We start from the raw sequence: 19,244 nt of genomic DNA on the forward strand, positions 1-19,244 counted from the left end.
TGCTAACGTTCATCACCGCGCGCGAGTGGCGGAACGGCAGACGCGCTGGCTTCAGGTGCCAGTGTCCGAAAGGGCGTGCGGGTTCAAATCCCGCCTCGCGCACAGAGGGTTGGTCATCACGACAGCCCAGGCAGTTCGGGAAACCCCCGGTCAGGTTCACTGACCGGGGGTTCTCTGCTTCTGGCGTTCGCTCAGGCTCGGGGACGTCCTCGACCATCTCGCGGATCACGCCCGGTATGCGTCCAGCAACGCCACATCTGCTCTGGTCGCCACCCACACGGCGACCAGAGCAAGCCCTGTGAAGCCTGCGATCAGGAGGCCGCCCCGACGGACGGGACGGACCGCGCCCGCAAGGCCAGCAGCCAGGACCACCGCGGCCGCCACCATGAGAACCGCCTCGGCCGTGCGCGAGGCGCGCTGCGATGCGGCTGTGAGCTGCTGCACGCGCGCGATGTTCTCGAGCGGGGGAACCTCGAGGAAGGTCCACTGCGCGAGGGAGTAGTAGAGATGCGTCCACCAGAGCAGGACGAGCGAGCCGATCGCCGCCAACGGAGCGGCCCAGCGTCGCGCTCGGCGACGCGGGGAGACCAAGCTCGTCATGTTCGGGACGCTAACGGTCGGTGGACCCCCGTCGTCGTGTCACTGGTGTGGGTTCGGCACAGATCTGGCGCTTCGCCGTTGCGGGGGGGGGGGTGAGGGGTCCAGGTCCTGGAGGATCAGGAGCGACCAAGCAACCCGATCCATCTCGAGGACCTCGACGCGTCACACGCTGCGGGGTGCACGACTCACGCCCAACCCCGGGCAGCGTCTCTGACCGGGGGTTTCTGCGTTCCAGGCGAGATCGGCGGCCTGGAGGCCCCACTGGTCGAGATGTCAGCGGACGGGCCGGTGCTCTCCCCAACCGACGAACGCGGCGAGGGCGATGAGCGCGATGCCTAGTGCGAGCGTGATGCCGCCCAGGACGTACCAGGCGGCCGCCAGCGCGGTCGCCTGCGAGTCGGCCTCGGCCAGGGCCATGATGGAGGGAATCATCAGGCCGCCGGCCTGCTGGATGAACCCCACCGCGGAGTGCTTGGCCAGCGTTTCGGACACGTCCTCGATGCCGTCGGCAGGTGGCCGGGCCTCGCGCATCTTCCGGTGCCATGGCTCCTCCCGCAGGACGAGACCGGCGGTGGTGCAGAACTCGGCGAGGGGCCCCCGGTCGGTCGAGCGGAAGAACCGCCACCACCAGATCGACCCGTGGGGCTTCCCGGCGGCGTCGACGAGGTCCACGCGGAGCGGGCTGCCGTTCATCACGACGACGCGCGCGGCGACGACGGCGTCCGGTCCCGTGCGCGGCCAGGAGCGGGTGGCGTGCGCCCAGGTGGTGACACCGATCCGCTCGTGGTCGGCCCACAGGCGGGTGCGCGCCGCCAACCCACGCGGCGTGCTCCAGGGCACCGCCTGGCCCGGGATGACCTCGACGGTCTGCGGGGGCGCAGGGTGCGGGACCAGCACGGCGGTGACCCCGACAGGCAGTGCCGGCCGCCGCAGGAACCGCACGTGCTCGAGAACAAGGCCCCCCAGAGCGACCGCCGCACACAGCAGCGTGAGCGCCGCGATCAAGGCGGTGGCTGTTCCCAGCATCACGGCCGCCGCCCACGGGACGGCGACAATCCCTGCGACCCCACCGCCCAGGGCCGTGAGGTGCGGCCCGGACGTGAGGGTCGGTTCGATGCCGGGCAGCCAGGGTCCAGGGACCCGTCGACGAGGTGCGCTCACTCCAAGTCCTCCTCGGGGCCGACCGACGAGGCGACGGTGTCGAACAGGTCGAGCAGGGCGGCGGCGACCTGGACCATCGGCGAGGAGAACGTGAGCTGCACGACGTGGCCGCCGTCGCCGGCGTCGAGCCAGTAGTCGACGACCATCATGGTGATCTCGGACGCCCCGAGGTCGACGTCGCCCGCGCGGCGGGCCAACCGCCGGACGACCGGCCCGAACTGCCCGGCGGCGACGTCCAGGGAGTCCGGCCGGGCCTCGCCGTCCGCAGTCAGACCGTCGACCAGCGCCTGCAGGCCCGGCTCGTCGAGCGTCAGGCCGGGCACGCGGTACACGACCATCGTGGCCGGCACGGGCACACCGTCGACCGTCATCAGCGAGATGGCCATGAGGGTGCCGCCCGCGGCGGCGGCCTGCTCGGCGGCACCGGTCAGCTGGGTGCGCAGCGAGGCTCGCAGCGGAGCGTCCTGGTCGCGGCGGCCCACCTGCTCGTCCACCAGCGCACCGACCGAGCGGCGCAGCGCGTCGCCCGTGCCGAGCGGGATCACCCACCATGACGCCGGAACCAGCAGGGTCAGGCCCGCCGTGGTGGCTCGACGACCGTCCCCCGAGTCGTGCGACGTCACTGAGCCTGGCCGAGTGTCACGGACAGGCGGTTGGCCATGTCCACGCTCTCATCCGCCATTGCCTGGGCGAACGCCGCGACCGGCGTGAGGAACAGCATCTGGATCACCTCGGACGAGCCGGGAGGGAAGATCGTCCACTCGATCTCGTTGGTGACCAGCTTGGTCTTGCGGTCTGCCCTTGCGCGCGTGACGATCACCGCCGGGCCGACCACGACCTCGGCCGGTGCTGTGTCGTAGTGGAAGACCTTGTACTGGCGGTCGCGCGGCGGCTTGCGGACCATCTTGAGGTAGTCCTCTGCGGTGGTCGCCCCGACGACCAACTCCATCGCCATGTTCGCGTGCACCTCGCCGCTCGCGCGATCAGGTACCCACACGCCGAACTGCAGCCCGATACCGGGAAGACCCGCCGCACCTGAGTCGATCGCCAGGACGGTCGCGCGAACGCGGTCCCGCGCGATCGGGTTGTCGGCGAGCTTCTCAGCGACGGCGTCGGCCGCGGCCGCGCCCCCACCGGGCGCCCAGCCCCCCCACGTCTCGGTGACACCGAGGGACCACCCGATGATCTGGTCGTTCACGCAGACGCCTCTTTCTCTCATGGGGGCTCCCGAGCGTCCGCTGCCTGGGGTGCCCTGCTGCCGACCCAGCCCACGGCCGCGCCTCGCACCGGTCGCGCCCAGCCTGCCATGGCCTGGCGGCACCGCCGCTCAGCGCAGGCCGAGCTTCTCCGCGGGCGAGGGCCCCAGGCCGACCAACTCACCGATGCTGACCCACGGGCTGGCGATCGATGCAGGGGTGTCGCTGCCCGTGATCCAGTCGACGGTGGCCGAGACGCCGAACGTCGCGTCATACGCGCCGAGCCCGACGAAGCCACCGGAGGTGGCGTAGAGACCGTTGGCAGCGCCCACGGCGTCGCGGGTCGTCTGTGCCACTCTCATGAGGTCCGGCGAGACGTCACTGAGGTGCGACGCGCCGGTCACGAGTCCCTGGTCGGCCTGCAGTGCGCCGACCATCGCCCGCGCATCGCCCCAGGACGAAGCCATCGTCGACCCACCCGTGCTGAATGCGGTGCGCCACGCGACACCGTCGAGGCCGAGGGTGCGCAGAGCGGTCACGTCACCCCAGACGGCCTGGGGCTTGAGAGACGCCCACACCTCGGGCCTGCGCAGCGCCCCCAGCATCGATGTGGAAGCCTGTTGCGCCAAGGGCCGCGCCTGGACACGCGTGAGCGCACCGGCCACGTCCCCGGCGAGAGCGGAGATGGTAGAGCCCGAGCTTCCCCTCGGCAGACCTTGTGCGGCACGGCTCGCGATCGACGTCGCGGCCTGACGGCCCGCGTCGAGCCGGGCGACGCCCTGGGCCCCGGTGCTGGCGGTGCGTGCGGCGGTGCTCAGCACGCGGCCTGCACCGAACGTGGCCAGGGCGAACACGTCCCAGCCGATGTCCGCCCACGAACCCTCGCCGTTGGCCTTGAGGACGATGTCGGCGACGAGCTTGACGGCCGTGGCGATCGCGGCGACCGCCGCCAGGGCCTGACCGAGCACCGGCACCCAGCACAGCACCAGCGCGAGGATGCCCGCGACGCCCGCCACGATGCCGGCGATCTTGGAGACGGCGTTGAACACCGCCGACCCCCAGTTCTCCCACCAGCCGTCATTGAGGCCGTCGTTGCCGGTGGAACCGTTGATCGCGTCGATCGCGCGTTGAGCGGCCTGGTCTCGCAGGGTCGTCGCGGCGTTGAGGGCGTCGCGAGCCCGCTGCAGCGCGTGCTCGGCGGCGCTGCGGTCGGAGCGGGCGTCGGACAGGGCTCGGCGCAGCGTGGCGAGCTCGGCCGGGGTGGCGTCCTCGGGTGCGTCGTCCACCGCGAGGGTGGCGCTGCGCACCTGACCGTCGGCGGAGGTGAGGGCGGCGTCGGCGTTCTGCGCGTCGTACAGCGCCTGCTCCGAGTCGGTCTGCGCGGTGGCCAGCGACGGGGCGTAGTCGAGAAGTGCCTGGGCGGTCGTCAGGTAGCGGCCGTGGGCGGCGTCGATCGTCTCGGCGACCTCGCCGGCCTTGGTGGCGACCTCGCGCACGGCGTCGGAGTCCTGGCCGTCGAGGGCGGCGATCTCCCGCAGGCGGCGGGCCGCGGTGGAGATCGCGTCGGCGACGGTCTGGTAGCGCTCGCCTGCGCGCTGCACGGCGACCGGGTCGCCGGGGACCGGGTCGGTCCACTCCAGCGGGTACCAGGAGTACGGGCGGCTCATGACTGCCCCGTGAGGGCGCGGGCGAACTCGGCGTCGAGGTCCTCGAACCCGTCACCGATCCCGGTGCAGGCGTCGGCCAGGCCGGCGATGGACTCGACCATCTTGCCGCGGCGGTCGTCCCACCCGTGGGCGAAGTCCCGCAGGCAGTCCGCCAGACCCGCGTGCCCGACGTGCGAGGCGACGTCGTCGCTGTTGGCGTTCGCCCCGTCGAACTCGCTCGCGACCGTCCGCAGAGACGTCCCCGCCTCTCGCAGCGCGGCGGTGTCCACCGTCAACCGGTCACTCATCGTTCCCTCACCTGGTCGAGCCGTTGCAGAGATGACGGCGCCGGGTCGCAGGTGCGGACCCGGCGCCGTGCGGGGTGTGTCAGCCGCGCAGGCCGGAGGCGAGCTGGGTGTCGGCGTCCTCGAGGGTGGTGGCGGCGGTGCGCAGGTACTGGCCGAGGTTGGTCAGGGCGGCGACGGTGTCGGTGGCGCCCTGGGTGAACTGGCGGTAGGACTCGCCGAAGGCGACGGAGGCCTGGTCGGTGACGAAGCCGGAGGAGATCAGCGACTCGATGAAGGACTTCAGCTCGTTGAGCTTGGCCGTGATCTCGTCCTGGCCGGAGGTCAGACGCGTGGCCGCGTCCCGCATCTCCTGGTAGGACACATTCAGGTTCGACACCGCTGACCTCCTGCACGACGTGCGGGGCCGACAGCGGCCCCATGACAGCCGAAACCCTAGCCTGACCTGCGCCCGGATCGTCGAGGTTGTCCGATTCTCCACCCGTTCGGCCGCCGCCCGACCGAGTGGTGAGGCGACCCTCAGGCCGTCGGCAGGTCGAGCCGGTAGAAGACGCTGAGCGGATCGGGCCGGTAGTCACCGAACGGCGGGCAGGGCACGAAACCGGCCCGCTCGTACAGCCTGCGGGCCGCCGCGAAGTAGTCCTCGGCACCTGTCTCCAGGTGCAGGGTCCGGTACCCGCGATCGCCGGCGACGGTGAGCACGTGCGCCAGCATCGTGGCCCCGACACCGCGTCCCCGGGCGGCCGTGGCCGTGCGCATCGACTTCAGCTCGCCCCCCGCGGCCGACAGCTCCTTGAGCGCCGCGCACCCGAGCAGCTCCCCGGCGGCACCGCGGGCGGTCCAGAACGTGAGGCCGGGTGCGGCCAGGGCCGACGGGTCGAGCGCATGCACGGACTCCGCGGGAGTCGTCGCGTACATGTCGGCCAGGTGCTCGTCGAGCAGGGCCAGCACGTCCGGCCGGTGCGGGTCGTCCGGCACGACGGTGACGGGGGGTGCGCTCGGGTCGCTCACGGTCACGCTCCACGGTGGGGGGCTCCCATGCTGCCACCGCGCCGGGCGGCGGACCGGCGGTGGCCGTCAGGCGAACGCGTTGTGACCGGCGTGAACGTTGGCCGAACGCCGATCCAAGTCTCGCGCCGGAGGCTCCCCAGGCGCCCGTGGCCCGCTTAGCGTCGTCGCGGCCGGGCACCCGGAGGGGCCATCGGATCGCGAAGAGGAACGTATGTCGACCACCGTCCTGAGCCCACCCGTCGAGGGTGGGGTGCCACGCAGCCGCACCGCTCGGCCCACCGTGACGACCGACGGACCACCGCCGGCTCGCGTGCGGTCCGGTCGGCACTGGCGGCGCCGCCGGGACCTGCTGGCGTTCGTCGCCCTGGCCGGCCCGAACCTCGTCCTGCTCGGGGTGTTCGTCTACCGGCCGCTGGTGGAGAGCCTCTACCTGTCGACCATGCAGTGGAACCTCGGCTCCCCCGTGGCCCGGTTCGTCGGGCTGGGCAACTACGTGGAGTGGTTCACCGACCCGGGCACCGCGCAGGTCCTGGCCACGACGGGGGTCTTCACGCTGGCCACGGTCGGCGGGGCGCTCGTGCTGGGGCTCGGGCTGGCACTCATGCTCAACACGCGGGTCCGGGTGCGCGGGCTGGCCAGGACGGTGGCGTTCGCGCCGTACGTGCTGTCCGGGTACGCGGTGGGGATCCTGTGGCTGTTCATGTTCGACCCGCGCTACGGGCTGGTGTCCGAGCTGCTGCGGACAGTCGGGCTGGCCTCGCCCGCCTGGTACACGGCCGAACCGTGGCCGCTGGTGATGATCGTGCTGGTCTACCTGTGGAAGAACCTCGGCTACGTCGCCCTGATCTACCTGGCCGGTCTGCAGGCGATCCCCCAGGACCTGCGGGACGCCGCCGCACTCGACGGCGCCACGTCGGCGCGGACGCTGCGCTCGATCGTGCTTCCCCTGCTCACGCCCACCACGTTCTTCCTGCTGGTGACGATGACGCTCAGCTCGTTGCAGTCGTTCGACATCATCAAGGCGATGACGCAGGGCGGACCGCTCGGCAGCACGACCACGCTGATGTACCAGATCTACCAGGAGGGCTTCGTCAACGGCCGCGCCGGGTACGCCTCGGCCGGCGCGACGATCCTGTTCGTCCTGCTGCTCGTGGTGACGGTCGTCCAGCTGCGGTTCGTCGAGCGGAAGGTGCACTACGCATGAGCGCCACGACCGAACGGGCATCGACCGACCTCGTCCCGACCTCGCGCACGACCCCCCGCGCCCGCCTGCTCGACGCGACGTCCGTCGTCTCGCTGCTCGCCGCCACGGCCGTGCTCGGGGCACCGCTGCTGTGGATGGTCCTGGCCAGCCTCAAGCAGCCCGACGAGCTCTACCGGCTGCCGCTGCAGTGGCTGCCCGACGCGTTCGACCTGGCCAACTACACGCAGGCCGCGCGGACCATCCCGCTGGGTCGGCTGTTCGTCAACAGCGTGGTGCTGACGGTCGTCGGCTCGGGGCTCAAGGTCGTCCTCGGGCTGTGCTGCGCGTACGCGCTGGTGTTCCTCGAGGTGCCGTTCCGGCGGGTGGCGTTCGTGCTGGTCATCGCCGCGCTGATGATCCCGTCGCAGATCACGATCATCCCCAACTACACGTTCGTCGCCGCCCTCGGCTGGCTGAACACCTACCAGGGGATCCTCGTGCCCGGGTTGGCCAGCGCGTTCGGCACGTTCCTGTTCCGGCAGCACTTCCTGTCGCTGCCACGCTCGGTGCTCGAGGCCGCCGAGCTCGACGGTGCGGGGCACTGGCGGCGGCTGTGGCGCGTCGTGGTGCCGATGTCCGCCCCGACGATCGCCGCGGTGGCGCTCGTGTCGGTGGTGACCGAGTGGAACGACTACCTGTGGCCGTTCCTGGTGGTCGACGACGCCGACAAGATGACGCTCCCCGTCGGCCTGACGCTCCTGCAGAACATCGACGGGATGAGCAACTGGGGGGTGCTGCTCGCCGCGACCGTGGTGGTCACGCTGCCGGTGCTCGTCGTGTTCCTGGTGCTGCAGCGCCGGCTGGTGGCGGGGCTGACCGCCGGAGCTGTCACCGGCTGAGCGCCCCCTGCGCGTCCTACCGCCGCGCCCCTGCCCGACCGGACGACCACTCGTCCCCCACGTTCCGCATGCCCTCATCCCGCACGTCCACACAAGGAGACACCGTGTCCCGTCATGCCTCTCCCCGCCGCCGACCGGCCCTGGCGCTCGGCGCGATCCTCGCCGCCGGCGCGCTGACCCTCACCGCCTGCACCGCCCCGAGCGTCGGCGCCGAGAACGACTCGAGCGCCCCCGCCGAGGACGGCGTCGACTGGTCGACGATCACGCCGGCGTCCGAGATCACGTGGTGGAGCAACCACCCGGGCGCCTCGCAGGAGGTCGAGAAGGAGCTCATCGCGCGGTTCGAGAAGGAGCACCCCGAGATCTCGGTGGAGCTGGTCACCGCGGGCGCCAACTACGACGAGGTCGCCCAGCGGTTCCAGGCCGCCTCGCAGACCGACGAGCTGCCCGACCTGGTCATCGCCTCGGACGTCTGGTGGTTCCGGTACCACCTGAACGACCAGATCATGCCGCTCGACGACGTCTTCGATCACCTGGACGCCGACGTCGAGGACTTCAACCCGGCCCTGTACGGCGACTACGAGTACGACGGCGCGCACTGGGCCGCCCCGTACGCCCGCTCGACTCCGCTCTTCTACTACAACAAGGACAAGTGGGCGGCCGCCGGCCTGCCCGACCGTGGCCCAGAGACGTGGGCCGAGCTGGCCGACTGGAGTGCCGCGCTCGACGCGCAGGTCCCCGCCGACAGCGCCCCGCTGGGTCTGGCGCTCGGCACGTCGTGGTCGGCCTGGTGGTTCCAGAACATGATCTGGGGCCAGGGCGGCCAGTACTCCGACCAGTGGACGACCACCCTCGACACCCCCGAGGCCATCGCGGCCGGCGAGTTCGTGTCGGACCTGTTCCACGAGTCGGGTATCGCGACGGTGTCGGAGGACGCCGCCGCCGACTTCTCCACCGGGGTGGTCGCCGCGACCGTCGGCTCGACCGGGTCGCTCAAGGGCATCCTCGACGCGGCGTCGTTCGAGGTGGGCACGGCGTACCTGCCGGACGGCCCCCAGGGCGGCGGGACGCCCACGGGCGGCACCGGCCTGGCCATCCCGTCGTCGAAGACGCCCGAGGAGCAACTCGCCGCGGCGATCTTCCTGGAGTTCCTGACCAGCACGGACAGCACCGCGTACTTCTCGCAGAACACCGGCTACATGCCGGTGCGCACCTCGGCGGTCGAGTCCGACGAGATGGCCGCCGTGTACGAGTCGACCCCGCAGTTCCGTACAGCTGTCGACCAGCTGGCCGAGCGCGCCAAGTCCCAGGACTGGATCCGGGTGTTCGTGCCCGGCGCCGACCAGATCCTCACCGAGGCGATCGAGAAGATCGTGCTCGCCGACGAGGACCCGGCCACGGCGTTCGCCACCATCGCACCGCAGCTCGAGACGGCCTACCGTGAGAACGTGGAGCCGTACCTGTGACCGTCGTCATCGCGCACCGCGGCAACTCCGCGGTCGCCCCGCAGAACACCCTCGCGGCCTTCGAGGCCGCGTGGCGGGCGGGTGCCGACATGATCGAGCTCGACGTGCAGCTCACGGCCGACGGGGCCGTGGTCGTGATCCACGACGACGACCTCGACGCCACGACCGACGGCACCGGACGCGTCGGCGACCACACCCTGGAGCAGGTGCGCGAGCTGGACGCCGGCTCGTGGTTCTCCCCCGCGTTCGTCGGCACCCGCGTCCCGACGTTCGACGAGGTCGTCCAGCTCCTGCTCACCCGGCCCGGCACGGACCTGCTGTGCGAGCTGAAGGGCGAGTGGACAGTCGAGCAGGCCCGGAAGGTGACCGGGCCGATCGTCGAGGCAGGGCTCGAGGAGCGGGTGATCGTGCAGAGCTTCTGGCCGGGCACCGTGGCCGCGCTGCGCGAGGCCGCCCCCCAGCTGCGGCGGGGCCTGCTGCTGCTCGAAGCCCCTGAGGACGTCGTCGACCGGTGCCAGGAGCTCGGCGTCATGACGTGCAACCCGCACGGCATGCTGCTCGTGCAGCACCCCGACCTGCTCGGCCGGCTGCACGAGGCGGGCCTGCAGGTCATGGTCTGGACCCTGGACGAGACGGCGCACTGGGCGGCGGCGGTCGCAGTCGGGGTCGACGCGATCATCACCAACCGTCCCGACCGGTTGGCCGGGTGGCTCGCCGCCCGGCAGACGGACAGCGCCACCGCCCCGGCCGGGGTCTGAGCCGGGTCGACCTTCCGGTCATCGCGGGCTCATTCGCCCGAGGGGCTGGGCACCAGCACCCGTTGCGCGATAGGCAGGCGGGTGGAGTTGGTCGTGAGGCCTCTCCCCCCGCCTGCTCACGGACCTACTGTGAGGGGACCAGGACGGCGCCGGAGGTGACCTGTGCGGGCTCGATACATCGCACGCCAACCCATCTTCGACCGTGACCTGGCGGTGGTCGGCTACGAGCTGCTCTACCGCGCGCAGGCGCAGGGCCCGGCGGGTGTGGGCGACGACGGCACCGCCGCCACGTTCTCCGTGCTGTTCGAGGCGTTCGTCGAGCTCGGCCTGGACGCCACCGTGCAGGGCGTGCCGGCGTGGGTGAACGTGGAGCCGGCCGCACTCGCCAGCGGCGCCCACCTGGTGACCGACCCGGCGCGTGTGGTGCTCGAGCTGCTGGAGACCACCGAGGTCACCGCGGCGGTCGTCACGCAGGTCGGGGAGCTGCGCGAGCAGGGGTACACGATCGCGCTCGACGACTTCGTGCCCGACGACCCGCGCACGGTGCTGCTCGACCTCGTGCAGATCGTCAAGCTCGAGCTGCCGGCCATCGCACCCGGGCAGCTGGCCGCGCAGGTCGCCGCCGTCCGCAGGCCCGGTCTGACCGTGCTCGTGGAGAAGATCGAGACGCCGGAGCAGCACGCCGAGGCCCTCGAGTCCGGCGCCGACCTGTTCCAGGGGTACTTCTTCACGCGGCCCCAGGTGCTGTCCATGCAGTCGGTGACCGTCGGCACCCCGGCGGTGCTGGCCGTGCTGTCGCAGGTGGGGCGCTCGGACGTGAGCATGCAGGAGCTCAGCGACCTCGTCGGCTCCGACGTCACCCTGTCGCAGAAGGTGCTGCAGGCCGTGAACTCCGGGTTCGCGGGCATCCGGCGACGCGTCGACTCGATCCACCAGGCCGTGGTGCTGCTCGGGCTGGAACGCATGCGTCAGCTGGTCACGCTCGTCGTCCTGGCCGGGGCCACCGGCAAGCCCCACGAGCTGGGGCGCGAGTCGCTGGTGCGGGCGTCGATGATGGTCGCCCTGCTGCGCAGCCGCGAGCCGCAGGCCCCGCGTGAGGTGCGGGACGCCGCCTACACCGTCGGGCTCATGTCGACGCTCGACGCCTACACGGACACGGACATCGCCACGGTGGCCGAGCGCCTGTCGCTCACCCCGACGGTGCGCGACGCCATCGTGCACCACGACGGTGTGCTCGGTGGACTGCTGGCCACGGTGCTGGCCTACGAGGAGGACCGGCTGCCGGATGCCGACGCCGCGTGCGCCGCGGCGGCGTACCTCGACGCCGTGCGGGAGGCCGACACCCGGTGGGCGGCGCTGGAGCTCGACACCGTGCCGGGCCGTGAGCCCGTCGGGACCTGACCGCGGGCGTCACCCGTCGACGAGCGTGACCTTGCCGATGTCGGCCGCGTCGAGACCGTCCGGCACCTGCACGACCGTGGTGGTCGGCACCAGGTCGGCGGTGCACGGGGTGTCCTCCGGGAGTCCCGTCGCGACGGTGATCACCACGTCGACGCCGTTCACCTCGTACGTCTGAGGCACCAGCGGGCACGTCGACGAACCGCTCGTGTACACGAGGATCTGGGCCGGGTCGACGGACACGACCGCCCCGCGGTCGGCGGCGCCCTCCTCGACACCCGGCGGCAGGCCCGTGTACTGGTCCAGGACGGTGACCTCCTGCGCGGAGTCGTCGCCGAGCAGGAACGAGGCCCGGGTCAGCCACAGGACCACGGCAGCGATCGCCACGAGCACGACACCACCGACCAGCACCCACCTGCGTCGAGCGTCCATGGCCACCGTTCCCCCTCGCCGTCGCGTGGCACCACCCTGGCAGGCCGTGGCGTGCGCCGCGCGTCGAGGGATGACTGCGGCGACCAGCGTCGGGAAGCCCTGACCAGGGCGCGCGCGTCGACGTGTCGGGTGCAGGTGGCACGATGCTCCGCGTGGCCAAGCCCAGGACGTCCGCCCGCACCCCCCGCCTCGACCCCATCGTGCACACCTCGCTCGATGCGGGGTTCGCGGGTGACCTGGAACCCGACGTCACCCTCGAAGGGCTGACCTTCGACGACCTGACGCTGGACGAGCTCGACCTCGGCGGCACGACGCTGCTCGGCTGCCGGCTCACGGGCGTGTCCGCCGGCACGGCCGACCTCAAGGCCACCCGGCTGCGCGAGTCCGTGCTGGAACGGCTCGACGTGCCGGTGATCCGCGGCGCGCGCGGCACCTGGAAGGACGTCCGCCTCGAAGGCGCCCGGATCGGCTCCGCCGAGCTCTACGAGTCGGTGTGGGACCAGGTGCACGTGGTCGGCTGCAAGCTGTCGTTCGTCAACCTGCGCGGGGCGCGCCTGCGGGACGTGATCTTCACCGACTGCGTGATCGAGGAGCTCGACCTGGTGCAGGCCTCGGCGACCCGCGTGGCCCTGGTGGGCACGAAGGTCGGGCGGCTCGACGTGCAGCACAGCACGTTCGAGCACGTCGACCTGCGCGGGGCGGACATCGACGAGGTCGCGGGCATCTCGGCGCTCGGCGGCGCGGTGATCAGCCCGCTGCAGCTGCAGCTGCTCGCGCCCGCCCTGGCCTCGGCCCTGGGTGTGGTGGTGGACGAGTCGACCGACACCCTGCTGTAGCGGCGGCTCCCCCGCCGTCAGCCCTCGGCGGCGGCCGCGCTCGGGGCGTCCGGGACGCCCTGGTCGGCGATGTCCAGGCCGATCGCGACGACCTCACGCGAGCCGTCAGGGTGCACGTGCACGGTCGACACGCTCGCATTGGCCAGCGGGGTCACGGGCCCCGGGTCGATCATCGTCAGGTACGCCAGCAGGGTCACCCCGTGGCTCACCACGAGCACGTCGCCGTGCGGGTGGGCCTGCTCGATGCGGTCGAACGCGCTGCGGACGCGGCGCAGGTAGCTGGGCGAGTCCTCGCCGCCGGGCAGACCCGGGAACGTGCCGGCCAGCACCGCGGGGAACATCTCGAACGGGTCGACCGTCGACCACAGGTCCGCCTCGGGCGTCGCCTCGAGGTCGCCGAAGCTGTACTCGCGCAGGTCGGGGTCGGTCACCAGAGGCACGTGCGGGTGGTGCGCGAGGATCTCACCGGCGGTCGCCACGGTGCGGCCCAGGGGGCTGGCGTAGGCGGCGACGAACGACCGGTCGGCCAGGTGCGCCGCGGTCACCCGCACGCCGTCCAGGCCGGCGGGCGTCAGCGGCGAGTCGGACCAGCCCTGCAGCAGGTGCTCGGTGTTGTAGACCGTGCGACCGTGCCGCACGAGCGTGAGGGTCAGGGGCACGCGAGCCTCCGTGTGTGTCCGGGTGTGCTCCGTCGAGGGTAGGCCTCGCCGGGCGGGGAGCCTCGATCAGGGGGCGCGGTGGCCCGTCCAGCGCAGGCCGTCCCAGTACTCCTGCCCCCCGGCCGGCGAGGGGTACCACCCGGCCGGTGCCGCCTGGGGGGCTGCGGCGTAGCCGGCGACCGGCACGACCAGGGGCGCGTGCGACTGGCAGGCCATCACCAGGGCGACGATCCACCCGACGAGGCTCCAGCCGAGCAGCAGGTTGAGGATGCCGATGGTGCCCTGGTTGGACCGCCCCCGGCTGGCGGCGATGGCCCACGGCAGCATGTACGCGAACGTGAGGATGGCGCTGATCCACGCGAGGGCCACGACGGCGCCACCCGGGTCGCGCTGGTCGGTGACGACGGTCGGCTGGACCCAGGCCACGGCCACCTGCGGCTGCTGGTAGGTCGGCTGGTCGTCGAGCCGGGCGTCACTCACGTAGGGGTCCCCCTCCAGGTCTCCGGCGCACGGTGCGCCGCCCCGATGATCCCGCGGTGCGGGTGCCCTCACCCAGGACCTGGGGCCGGACCGACGGGCGTGCCCGCGGTCAGCGGGGGTGGCGGACCCTCCGTGTGCGCGAGACGACGACCGCGCCGGTGCCGGCCAGCGCGAGCAACAGCGCCAGGAAGGCCACGTCGCGTGCGTTCGCACCGGTGGCCGCCAGGGCGCGCCCGGCCGGTGCGGACGCCGCGGGTGCCGTGACCGCCGCGGCCGCCCCGGGGGCGGGCGCGCCGACTGCCACCGCCGTGTCGACCGGTGCGCCGCCGGCCAGGGAGGCCACGAGGGTGTGGCTGCCCGTAACGCCGGCGGGCAGCGTCACGGTCAGCCGGTAGGTCCCGTCGGCCGCGACGACCGTGGTGCCCAGCAGGATCGGGGTGGAGTGCAGCTCGAGGACGATCGTCGCCCCCGGGGTGGCGCCCGAGCCCGTCATCGTGATGACCGTGCCGGCCGTCAGCGACCCCAGGTTCAGCGGGGCCCCGTCAGCCGTGGTGAAGCCAGGGGCGAACCGGAACGGGATCGCGGTGGTCGTGGCCGATGCGGGACCGGACCCTGCGTCGTTGATCGCGACGACCCGGAACTCGTACGTCTGCGCGTTGGTCAGGCCGGTGACGGTGGTCGTGGTCGAGGTGGCTGCGAGGGTCGCACCTGCCGTCCAGCTGGGCGAGCCGGTGGCCTTGTGGTCGACGCGGTAGCCGGTGATCGCGCTGCCGCCGTCGTCCGCGGGGGTCTGCCAGGTGACGGTCACCTGGCCGTCGCCGGGGGTGGCGGTCCCGACGGCCGGGGCCCCCGGGGCGGCGGCGGGGGTCACGGTCACGGTGTCCGCCGTGCCGACGACGCACGGGTCGCCGACGGCGAGCTGCGTGCAGGCCGCCACGGTGAAGGTGTAGGTGGTGCCGTTGGTCAGACCGGTCACGGTGGCCGAGCTCGCGGTCGAGGGGAGGTTCTCGGTGGTGACCGGTCCGCCGGAGGTCCGCGTGATCACGTGACTGGTGACGGGGAACCCGCCGGTGGACGTCGCCCACGACAACGTGGCGGACCCGTCGGCCGGGTGGGCGGTGAGCGTCGAGACGACGGAGGCGATCCACACGGGTCCCGTCGCCGTGGCGGCCGAGCCGCTGATCCCGGAGGCGTTCGTCGCGGTGATCTCCACGTCGTACGTGCCGCCGACGGGCAGGGCGGTGACGGTGGCCGACGTCGCGGTCGTCGGCGCGAGGGCCGTCCAGGAGCCGCCCGGTGCGCGGTACCGCACCGTGTACTGCAGGGCGCCGGGCGCACCGGCGTCGGTCGGGGCGGACCAGCTGACGTGCAGCTCGCCGGGCTGCGACGTGTCACCGGACACGACGGGGGCGTTCACGGGGCCCGGTGCGGCCGCTTGCACGGCGAGTGTCGGGGTGATCGTCACCGACCCGCCAGCACCCGTCACGGTGACGGTGAGCGGGTAGCTCCCGACGCTGGTGGGGGTGCCGCTGACGGTGCCGTCGGCGGACCACGACAGGCCGGTCGGCAGGCCCGACACCGCGGCGACGACCGTGCTCGTGCCGCCCAGGGTGATGCTCGAGGTGTACGGCTGCTGGTAGGTCGCCGGCGCGGGGGTCCACGTGGCCGTGGGCGCGAGGACGATCGTCACGGTGGCGGTCACCTGCGCGGTGCTGCCCACGACCCGCAGGGTGACCGTGTGCATCCCGACGGCCGCGTCGGCCGGCAGGGTGCCTCCGAGCGTCACCTGACCGACCAGGTCGGCGACGGCGTCGTCGAGGACGACCTCGTCGGAGGTCCCTGCGGCGTAGACCAGCTCGACGCTCCGCCCGGTGGGGATGCCGCTGGCCTGCGCGTCGACGGGGGCACCGGCGACCCGCGGTGTGGTGTCCAGGGAGGTGTTGGCGGAGGTGATGGTCCCGGCCAGGCGGAACGGGGTGAACAGGCCGTCCGCGGCGGCGCTGTCACCGATCGCGTTGTGGGTGGTCAGGCTGAACTCGTGCTCCGCGCGGTTCGTGAGGCCGGTGATCGTGCGGGTGCCCGTGGTGCCGGTCAGCGCGAAGGTGTCGGTGGTCCACGTCGGCGCGCCGACGGCGCGGTAGCGCAGGGTGGCGGAGTCGATCGCGGTGCCGCCGTCGGCGGCGGTCCAGCGGATCGTCGCCCCGCCGTCGGTCTCGACGACGGTCACGCCGCTGATCGACGGGGTGTCGGGCAGGACCATCGGCGTGCTGGTGGTCCACGGGGAGGCACCGGCACCGTTGGTGGCCCGCACCCGGACCGCGTACTGCGTGCCGGGGGTCAGGCTGCCGATCGTCGCCGTGCGCGACGACGTGCTGCCGGCCGTGGTCCACCCGGGGTCGCCGTCCGCCTGGTACTCGACGTCGTACGTGACGGCCGCACCGCCCGTGCTGGTCGGTGCCGGCCAGGTGGCGGTGACGGAGTGGTCTCCTGGCGTGACGGTCACCGAGGCGGGCGCGCCGGGTGCCGAGGCGCCGACCGTGAGCGCGAGTGACTGGGACGCGGGCGACCCGTACCCGTTGCTGGCGGTCACGGTGAAGGTGAAGGTGCCGACATCGGTGGGGGTGCCCGACAGGACGCCGGTCGCGGTGTTGAAGGACATGCCGGCGGGCAGGGTCCCGGACACCGCCAGGCCCGGGGCGGGGGTACCGGTGGCGAGGACCGTGGTGCTGTAGGCCTGGCCGTACGACGCGGAGGGCAGTGTGGTCGTGGTGACGGCGGGGGCCGCGGGCGTGCTGTAGGTCAGCGACAGCGGCAGGTCGGCGTAGATCCCGTAGTCGCCGTCATTTCCCCAGAGCACGTTCATGCTGCCGGAGGAGTTCTCGTACCCGAAGAGCATGCTGCCGTTCATGTAGTTCGCGGTCTCGCTGAGCTGCAGCGAGAGGTAGGAGAAGTAGGCGTAGGCGTTGCCGTCGGGCGTCCGGGCGCGGACGAGGACCGCCGAGCTGACATTCTGCTGGAGCAGGCGGGGGACGGCGAAGGTCCCGTTGACGACGCCCCCGCTGACCGTCGTGGAGTCCGCCGCGGTGCAGTTCGTGGGCGAGACGGGATAGCTGCCGGGCAGGGTGCAGATCGACAGCTGGACGGTGGCGCCGGTGAGGCCCTGCAGAGTCAGGGACGCGGACCGGACGGCCATGTCGTTCGGGGGCAGGAAGGACTGACCGAAGCCCAGCGCGCCCGTGCCGTCGAACGGGAGGCTCGGCGAGGTTGCGGGGACGATCTGCACGGTGGTGTCCTCGGCCTGGACTGCCGTCGCCGGCACGACGAGCGCGGCCATGGTGCCGACCGCGATCGCTGCGGCGATCCGGCGCAGGCGCGTCCGCCGACCCCCACCCGGGGTGCGGTGGTCGGGGTGCCGCGTGGTGCTGTGCAGAGCGGTAGTACGCATGGCCGTCACGTGATCCTTGCCCGAGGTCGAGATCGGTCGCCGTCGCGCTGCCGCACGTCATGGGAGCGCTCCCCCTCACGCTGGGCAGACGTGGTCATATCGGCAGGGAACGACCACTCCTTGAGGCCCGACCTGCGCTCACGTGCGCGGTGCGTGCCGTTCCAGGAACTCGTACACCTCGGTGGTGTCCACGCCCGGGAACACGCCCACGGGCAGGGCGGCCAGCAGGCTCGCGTGCGGGCGGGCGCTCGGCCAGGCCTGGTCGGCCCAGCGCTCGGCGAGTGCGGCGGGTGGCTGCCGGCAGCACGACGGGTCGGGGCAGCGCGAGACCGACCGTTCGGTCGTCTCTCTCCCCCGGAACCAGCGCACGTGCGCGAACGGCACGCCGACGCTCACCGAGAACGCCCCCTGCGACGAGGGCTGCACGCGCGACGTGCACCAGAACGTGCCCGAGGACGTGTCGGTGTACTGGTAGTACGGGCTGAACCGGTCGGGCAGCGTGAACACCACCCGGGCCGTCCACTGCCGGCACACAGGCTGCCCCTCGATGGCGCCGAGCGGGTCGGAGGGGAACGTGACGCCGTCGTTCTCGTACGCCTTGTGCAGGGTGCCGCCCTCGTGGACCTTCATGAAGTGCACGGGGATGCCCAGGTGCCGGGTGGCGAGGTTGGTGAACCGGTGGGCCGCCGTCTCGTAGGGCACCGCGAACGCGTCGCGCAGGTCCTCCACGGACAGCCGACGGTCGGCCTTCGCCTCCTGCAGGAACCCCACCGCACCGTCCTCGGGCAGCATGAGCGCCGCTGCGAGGTAGTTGGCCTCGACGCGCTGGCGCAGGAAGTCGCCGTAGTCCTTCGGCTCGGCGTGCCCGAGCACGTGGCTGGCGACCGCCTGCAGCAACGGTGAGCGCGCGTCGGCGACCCCCGGGTTGCCCTGCGGCAGGTAGATGCGCCCGTTGGCCAGGTCGGTCACGGTGCGCGTCGAGTTGGGCAGGTCCGGCACGTAGTGCAGGGAGAAGCCCAGGTGCGCGGCGATGTCGGCGGTCGCGCGCTGCGACAGCGGACCGCCGGGGTGCTCGATCGCCTTCAGCAGTGTGCGGGCGTGCTCCTCGAGCGCCGGGAAGTAGTTGTCCTTGGCGCGCATCTCGGCCCGCAGGTCGGCGTTGGCGCGGCGGGCCTCCTCGGGGGTGGCTGCGTTCTCGGTGAGCAGGTGCTGCACCTCGCCCTGCAGCTTGACGAGCGCCTCGAGCGCGTCGGTCGGCAGCGACTTGGCGACCTTGACCGGCGGGATGCCGAGCGAGGCGAACAGCGGACCGCGCTGCGCGCGCTCGAGCTCGACCTCGAGGGCGGCCCGGCGACTCGGGGCCTCGGTGCGCAGCAGCTCGGTGAGGGGCACGCCGAGCGCCTCGGCGACCTGCGCGAGCAGGGACAGCTTCGGTTCGCGGTGCCCGTTCTCCAGCATCGACACCTGCGAGGGTGCCCGGCCGATCGCGGCGCCGAGGTCGTCGAGGGTCATGTTCCGGGCCGTGCGCAGGTGACGGATCCGGCGGCCCAGCACGAGCGTGTCGATGGCCCCGGAGGCGACCGCGGACGGCGGGACGGGGCGGCCGGCGGGCGTGGCCGGGCTGCCCGCGCGGGCAGGCGTGCGGTCCGCCGTCGGGGTGCGGCCGGGCGTGCGGGTGGTCGGGGACGTCGTCGTCGAGGCCATGCTCCACCGTGACCCACATCACACCCTTCTGTCGAGGAGAAGGAACGCCGATCTTCTGCTCCACC

General features: G+C 72.5%; 19 protein-coding genes and 1 tRNA gene. 7 read left to right on the forward strand and 13 right to left on the reverse strand.

Annotated features, from left to right (window positions below; translation table 11 throughout):
- The first annotated feature begins 19 nt into the window (after positions 1-19).
- Positions 20-102: transfer RNA gene (locus ACTHAM_RS01545), tRNA-Leu, on the forward strand.
- Positions 103-225: 123 nt separating this feature from the next.
- Here ACTHAM_RS01545 and ACTHAM_RS01550 read toward each other — a convergent pair.
- The 8 genes from ACTHAM_RS01550 to ACTHAM_RS01585 all read right to left on the reverse strand — a co-directional run bounded on the left by ACTHAM_RS01550 (position 226) and on the right by ACTHAM_RS01585 (position 5,919).
- Complete coding sequence (locus ACTHAM_RS01550) at positions 226-600, reverse strand: hypothetical protein (protein WP_440684000.1); 375 nt, start codon at positions 598-600, stop codon at positions 226-228.
- 273 nt (positions 601-873) lie between these two features.
- Positions 874-1,761, reverse strand: coding sequence for a hypothetical protein (locus ACTHAM_RS01555; RefSeq protein ID WP_440684001.1), 888 nt, complete (start codon positions 1,759-1,761; stop codon positions 874-876).
- Positions 1,758-2,384 carry a hypothetical protein gene (locus tag ACTHAM_RS01560; RefSeq protein ID WP_440684002.1) on the reverse strand — a complete coding sequence of 209 codons (627 nt, stop codon included), beginning with the start codon at positions 2,382-2,384 and terminating at the stop codon, positions 1,758-1,760. The genes ACTHAM_RS01555 and ACTHAM_RS01560 overlap by 4 nt, the downstream gene beginning before the upstream one ends.
- Positions 2,381-2,959, reverse strand: a complete 579-nt coding sequence (locus ACTHAM_RS01565) for a hypothetical protein (RefSeq protein ID WP_440684003.1) — start codon at positions 2,957-2,959, stop codon at positions 2,381-2,383. The genes ACTHAM_RS01560 and ACTHAM_RS01565 overlap by 4 nt, the downstream gene beginning before the upstream one ends.
- 129 nt (positions 2,960-3,088) lie before the next feature.
- Positions 3,089-4,624: a hypothetical protein gene (locus ACTHAM_RS01570; protein WP_440684004.1), complete on the reverse strand. Its 1,536-nt coding sequence runs from the start codon at positions 4,622-4,624 to the stop codon at positions 3,089-3,091.
- Positions 4,621-4,911, reverse strand: a complete 291-nt coding sequence (locus ACTHAM_RS01575) for a hypothetical protein (protein WP_440684005.1) — start codon at positions 4,909-4,911, stop codon at positions 4,621-4,623. Before ACTHAM_RS01575 ends, ACTHAM_RS01570 begins: the two co-directional genes overlap by 4 nt.
- 79 nt (positions 4,912-4,990) lie before the next feature.
- Complete coding sequence (locus tag ACTHAM_RS01580; RefSeq protein WP_440684006.1) at positions 4,991-5,287, reverse strand: WXG100 family type VII secretion target; 297 nt, start codon at positions 5,285-5,287, stop codon at positions 4,991-4,993.
- Between the two features lie 140 nt (positions 5,288-5,427).
- Positions 5,428-5,919, reverse strand: coding sequence for a GNAT family N-acetyltransferase (locus ACTHAM_RS01585; RefSeq protein ID WP_440684007.1), 492 nt, complete (start codon positions 5,917-5,919; stop codon positions 5,428-5,430).
- Positions 5,920-6,130: 211 nt separating this feature from the next.
- On the opposite strand from ACTHAM_RS01585, the gene ACTHAM_RS01590 reads away from it, so the two are divergent.
- From ACTHAM_RS01590 to ACTHAM_RS01610, 5 genes are all read left to right on the forward strand, one after another.
- Positions 6,131-7,123: a carbohydrate ABC transporter permease gene (locus ACTHAM_RS01590; RefSeq protein ID WP_440684008.1), complete on the forward strand. Its 993-nt coding sequence runs from the start codon at positions 6,131-6,133 to the stop codon at positions 7,121-7,123.
- Positions 7,120-8,001 carry a carbohydrate ABC transporter permease gene (locus ACTHAM_RS01595; protein WP_440684009.1) on the forward strand — a complete coding sequence of 294 codons (882 nt, stop codon included), beginning with the start codon at positions 7,120-7,122 and terminating at the stop codon, positions 7,999-8,001. The genes ACTHAM_RS01590 and ACTHAM_RS01595 overlap by 4 nt, the downstream gene beginning before the upstream one ends.
- 104 nt (positions 8,002-8,105) lie before the next feature.
- Entirely contained in the window at positions 8,106-9,467 is a 1,362-nt protein-coding gene (locus ACTHAM_RS01600) for an ABC transporter substrate-binding protein (RefSeq protein WP_440684010.1), read from the forward strand.
- Positions 9,464-10,225 carry a glycerophosphodiester phosphodiesterase gene (locus ACTHAM_RS01605; protein WP_440684011.1) on the forward strand — a complete coding sequence of 254 codons (762 nt, stop codon included), beginning with the start codon at positions 9,464-9,466 and terminating at the stop codon, positions 10,223-10,225. Before ACTHAM_RS01600 ends, ACTHAM_RS01605 begins: the two co-directional genes overlap by 4 nt.
- A gap of 162 nt (positions 10,226-10,387) precedes the next feature.
- Complete coding sequence (locus ACTHAM_RS01610) at positions 10,388-11,626, forward strand: EAL and HDOD domain-containing protein (RefSeq protein ID WP_440684012.1); 1,239 nt, start codon at positions 10,388-10,390, stop codon at positions 11,624-11,626.
- Positions 11,627-11,635: 9 nt separating this feature from the next.
- On the opposite strand, the gene ACTHAM_RS01615 is transcribed toward ACTHAM_RS01610, so the two are convergent.
- Positions 11,636-12,055, reverse strand: coding sequence for a hypothetical protein (locus ACTHAM_RS01615; protein ID WP_440684013.1), 420 nt, complete (start codon positions 12,053-12,055; stop codon positions 11,636-11,638).
- 152 nt (positions 12,056-12,207) lie between these two features.
- Here ACTHAM_RS01615 and ACTHAM_RS01620 point away from each other — a divergent pair, with 152 nt between their 5' ends.
- On the forward strand, positions 12,208-12,891 hold the full coding sequence (locus ACTHAM_RS01620; protein ID WP_440684014.1) for a pentapeptide repeat-containing protein: 684 nt from the start codon (positions 12,208-12,210) through the stop codon (positions 12,889-12,891).
- A gap of 17 nt (positions 12,892-12,908) precedes the next feature.
- On the opposite strand, the gene ACTHAM_RS01625 is transcribed toward ACTHAM_RS01620, so the two are convergent.
- The 4 genes from ACTHAM_RS01625 to ACTHAM_RS01640 form a co-directional block, all read right to left on the reverse strand.
- On the reverse strand, positions 12,909-13,550 hold the full coding sequence (locus ACTHAM_RS01625; protein WP_440684015.1) for a histidine phosphatase family protein: 642 nt from the start codon (positions 13,548-13,550) through the stop codon (positions 12,909-12,911).
- 66 nt (positions 13,551-13,616) lie between these two features.
- Positions 13,617-14,030, reverse strand: a complete 414-nt coding sequence (locus ACTHAM_RS01630) for a superinfection immunity protein (RefSeq protein WP_440684016.1) — start codon at positions 14,028-14,030, stop codon at positions 13,617-13,619.
- Positions 14,031-14,139: 109 nt separating this feature from the next.
- A complete protein-coding gene (locus ACTHAM_RS01635; RefSeq protein WP_440684017.1) occupies positions 14,140-17,475 on the reverse strand; it encodes a fibronectin type III domain-containing protein in 3,336 nt (1,111 codons plus the stop codon).
- Between the two features lie 138 nt (positions 17,476-17,613).
- Positions 17,614-19,179 (reverse strand): helix-turn-helix domain-containing protein, encoded by a 1,566-nt coding sequence (locus ACTHAM_RS01640; protein WP_440684018.1) that lies wholly within the window; start codon positions 19,177-19,179, stop codon positions 17,614-17,616.
- Between the last annotated feature and the right edge of the window lie 65 nt (positions 19,180-19,244).

The sequence above is a fragment of the Cellulomonas soli genome (genome assembly GCF_052036975.1).
In the GTDB taxonomy this organism is placed as follows: Bacteria; Actinomycetota; Actinomycetes; order Actinomycetales; family Cellulomonadaceae; genus Cellulomonas; species Cellulomonas soli_A.

Coding starts and splice junctions, on each gene's coding strand:
- ACTHAM_RS01615 (WP_440684013.1), bottom strand. CDS start 12,055: ATGGACGCTCGACGCAGGTGGGTGCTGGTCGGTGGTGTCGTGCTCGTG.
- ACTHAM_RS01590 (WP_440684008.1), top strand. CDS start 6,131: ATGTCGACCACCGTCCTGAGCCCACCCGTCGAGGGTGGGGTGCCACGC.
- ACTHAM_RS01595 (WP_440684009.1), top strand. CDS start 7,120: ATGAGCGCCACGACCGAACGGGCATCGACCGACCTCGTCCCGACCTCG.
- ACTHAM_RS01640 (WP_440684018.1), bottom strand. CDS start 19,179: ATGGCCTCGACGACGACGTCCCCGACCACCCGCACGCCCGGCCGCACC.
- ACTHAM_RS01550 (WP_440684000.1), bottom strand. CDS start 600: ATGACGAGCTTGGTCTCCCCGCGTCGCCGAGCGCGACGCTGGGCCGCT.
- ACTHAM_RS01570 (WP_440684004.1), bottom strand. CDS start 4,624: ATGAGCCGCCCGTACTCCTGGTACCCGCTGGAGTGGACCGACCCGGTC.
- ACTHAM_RS01635 (WP_440684017.1), bottom strand. CDS start 17,475: ATGCGTACTACCGCTCTGCACAGCACCACGCGGCACCCCGACCACCGC.
- ACTHAM_RS01575 (WP_440684005.1), bottom strand. CDS start 4,911: ATGAGTGACCGGTTGACGGTGGACACCGCCGCGCTGCGAGAGGCGGGG.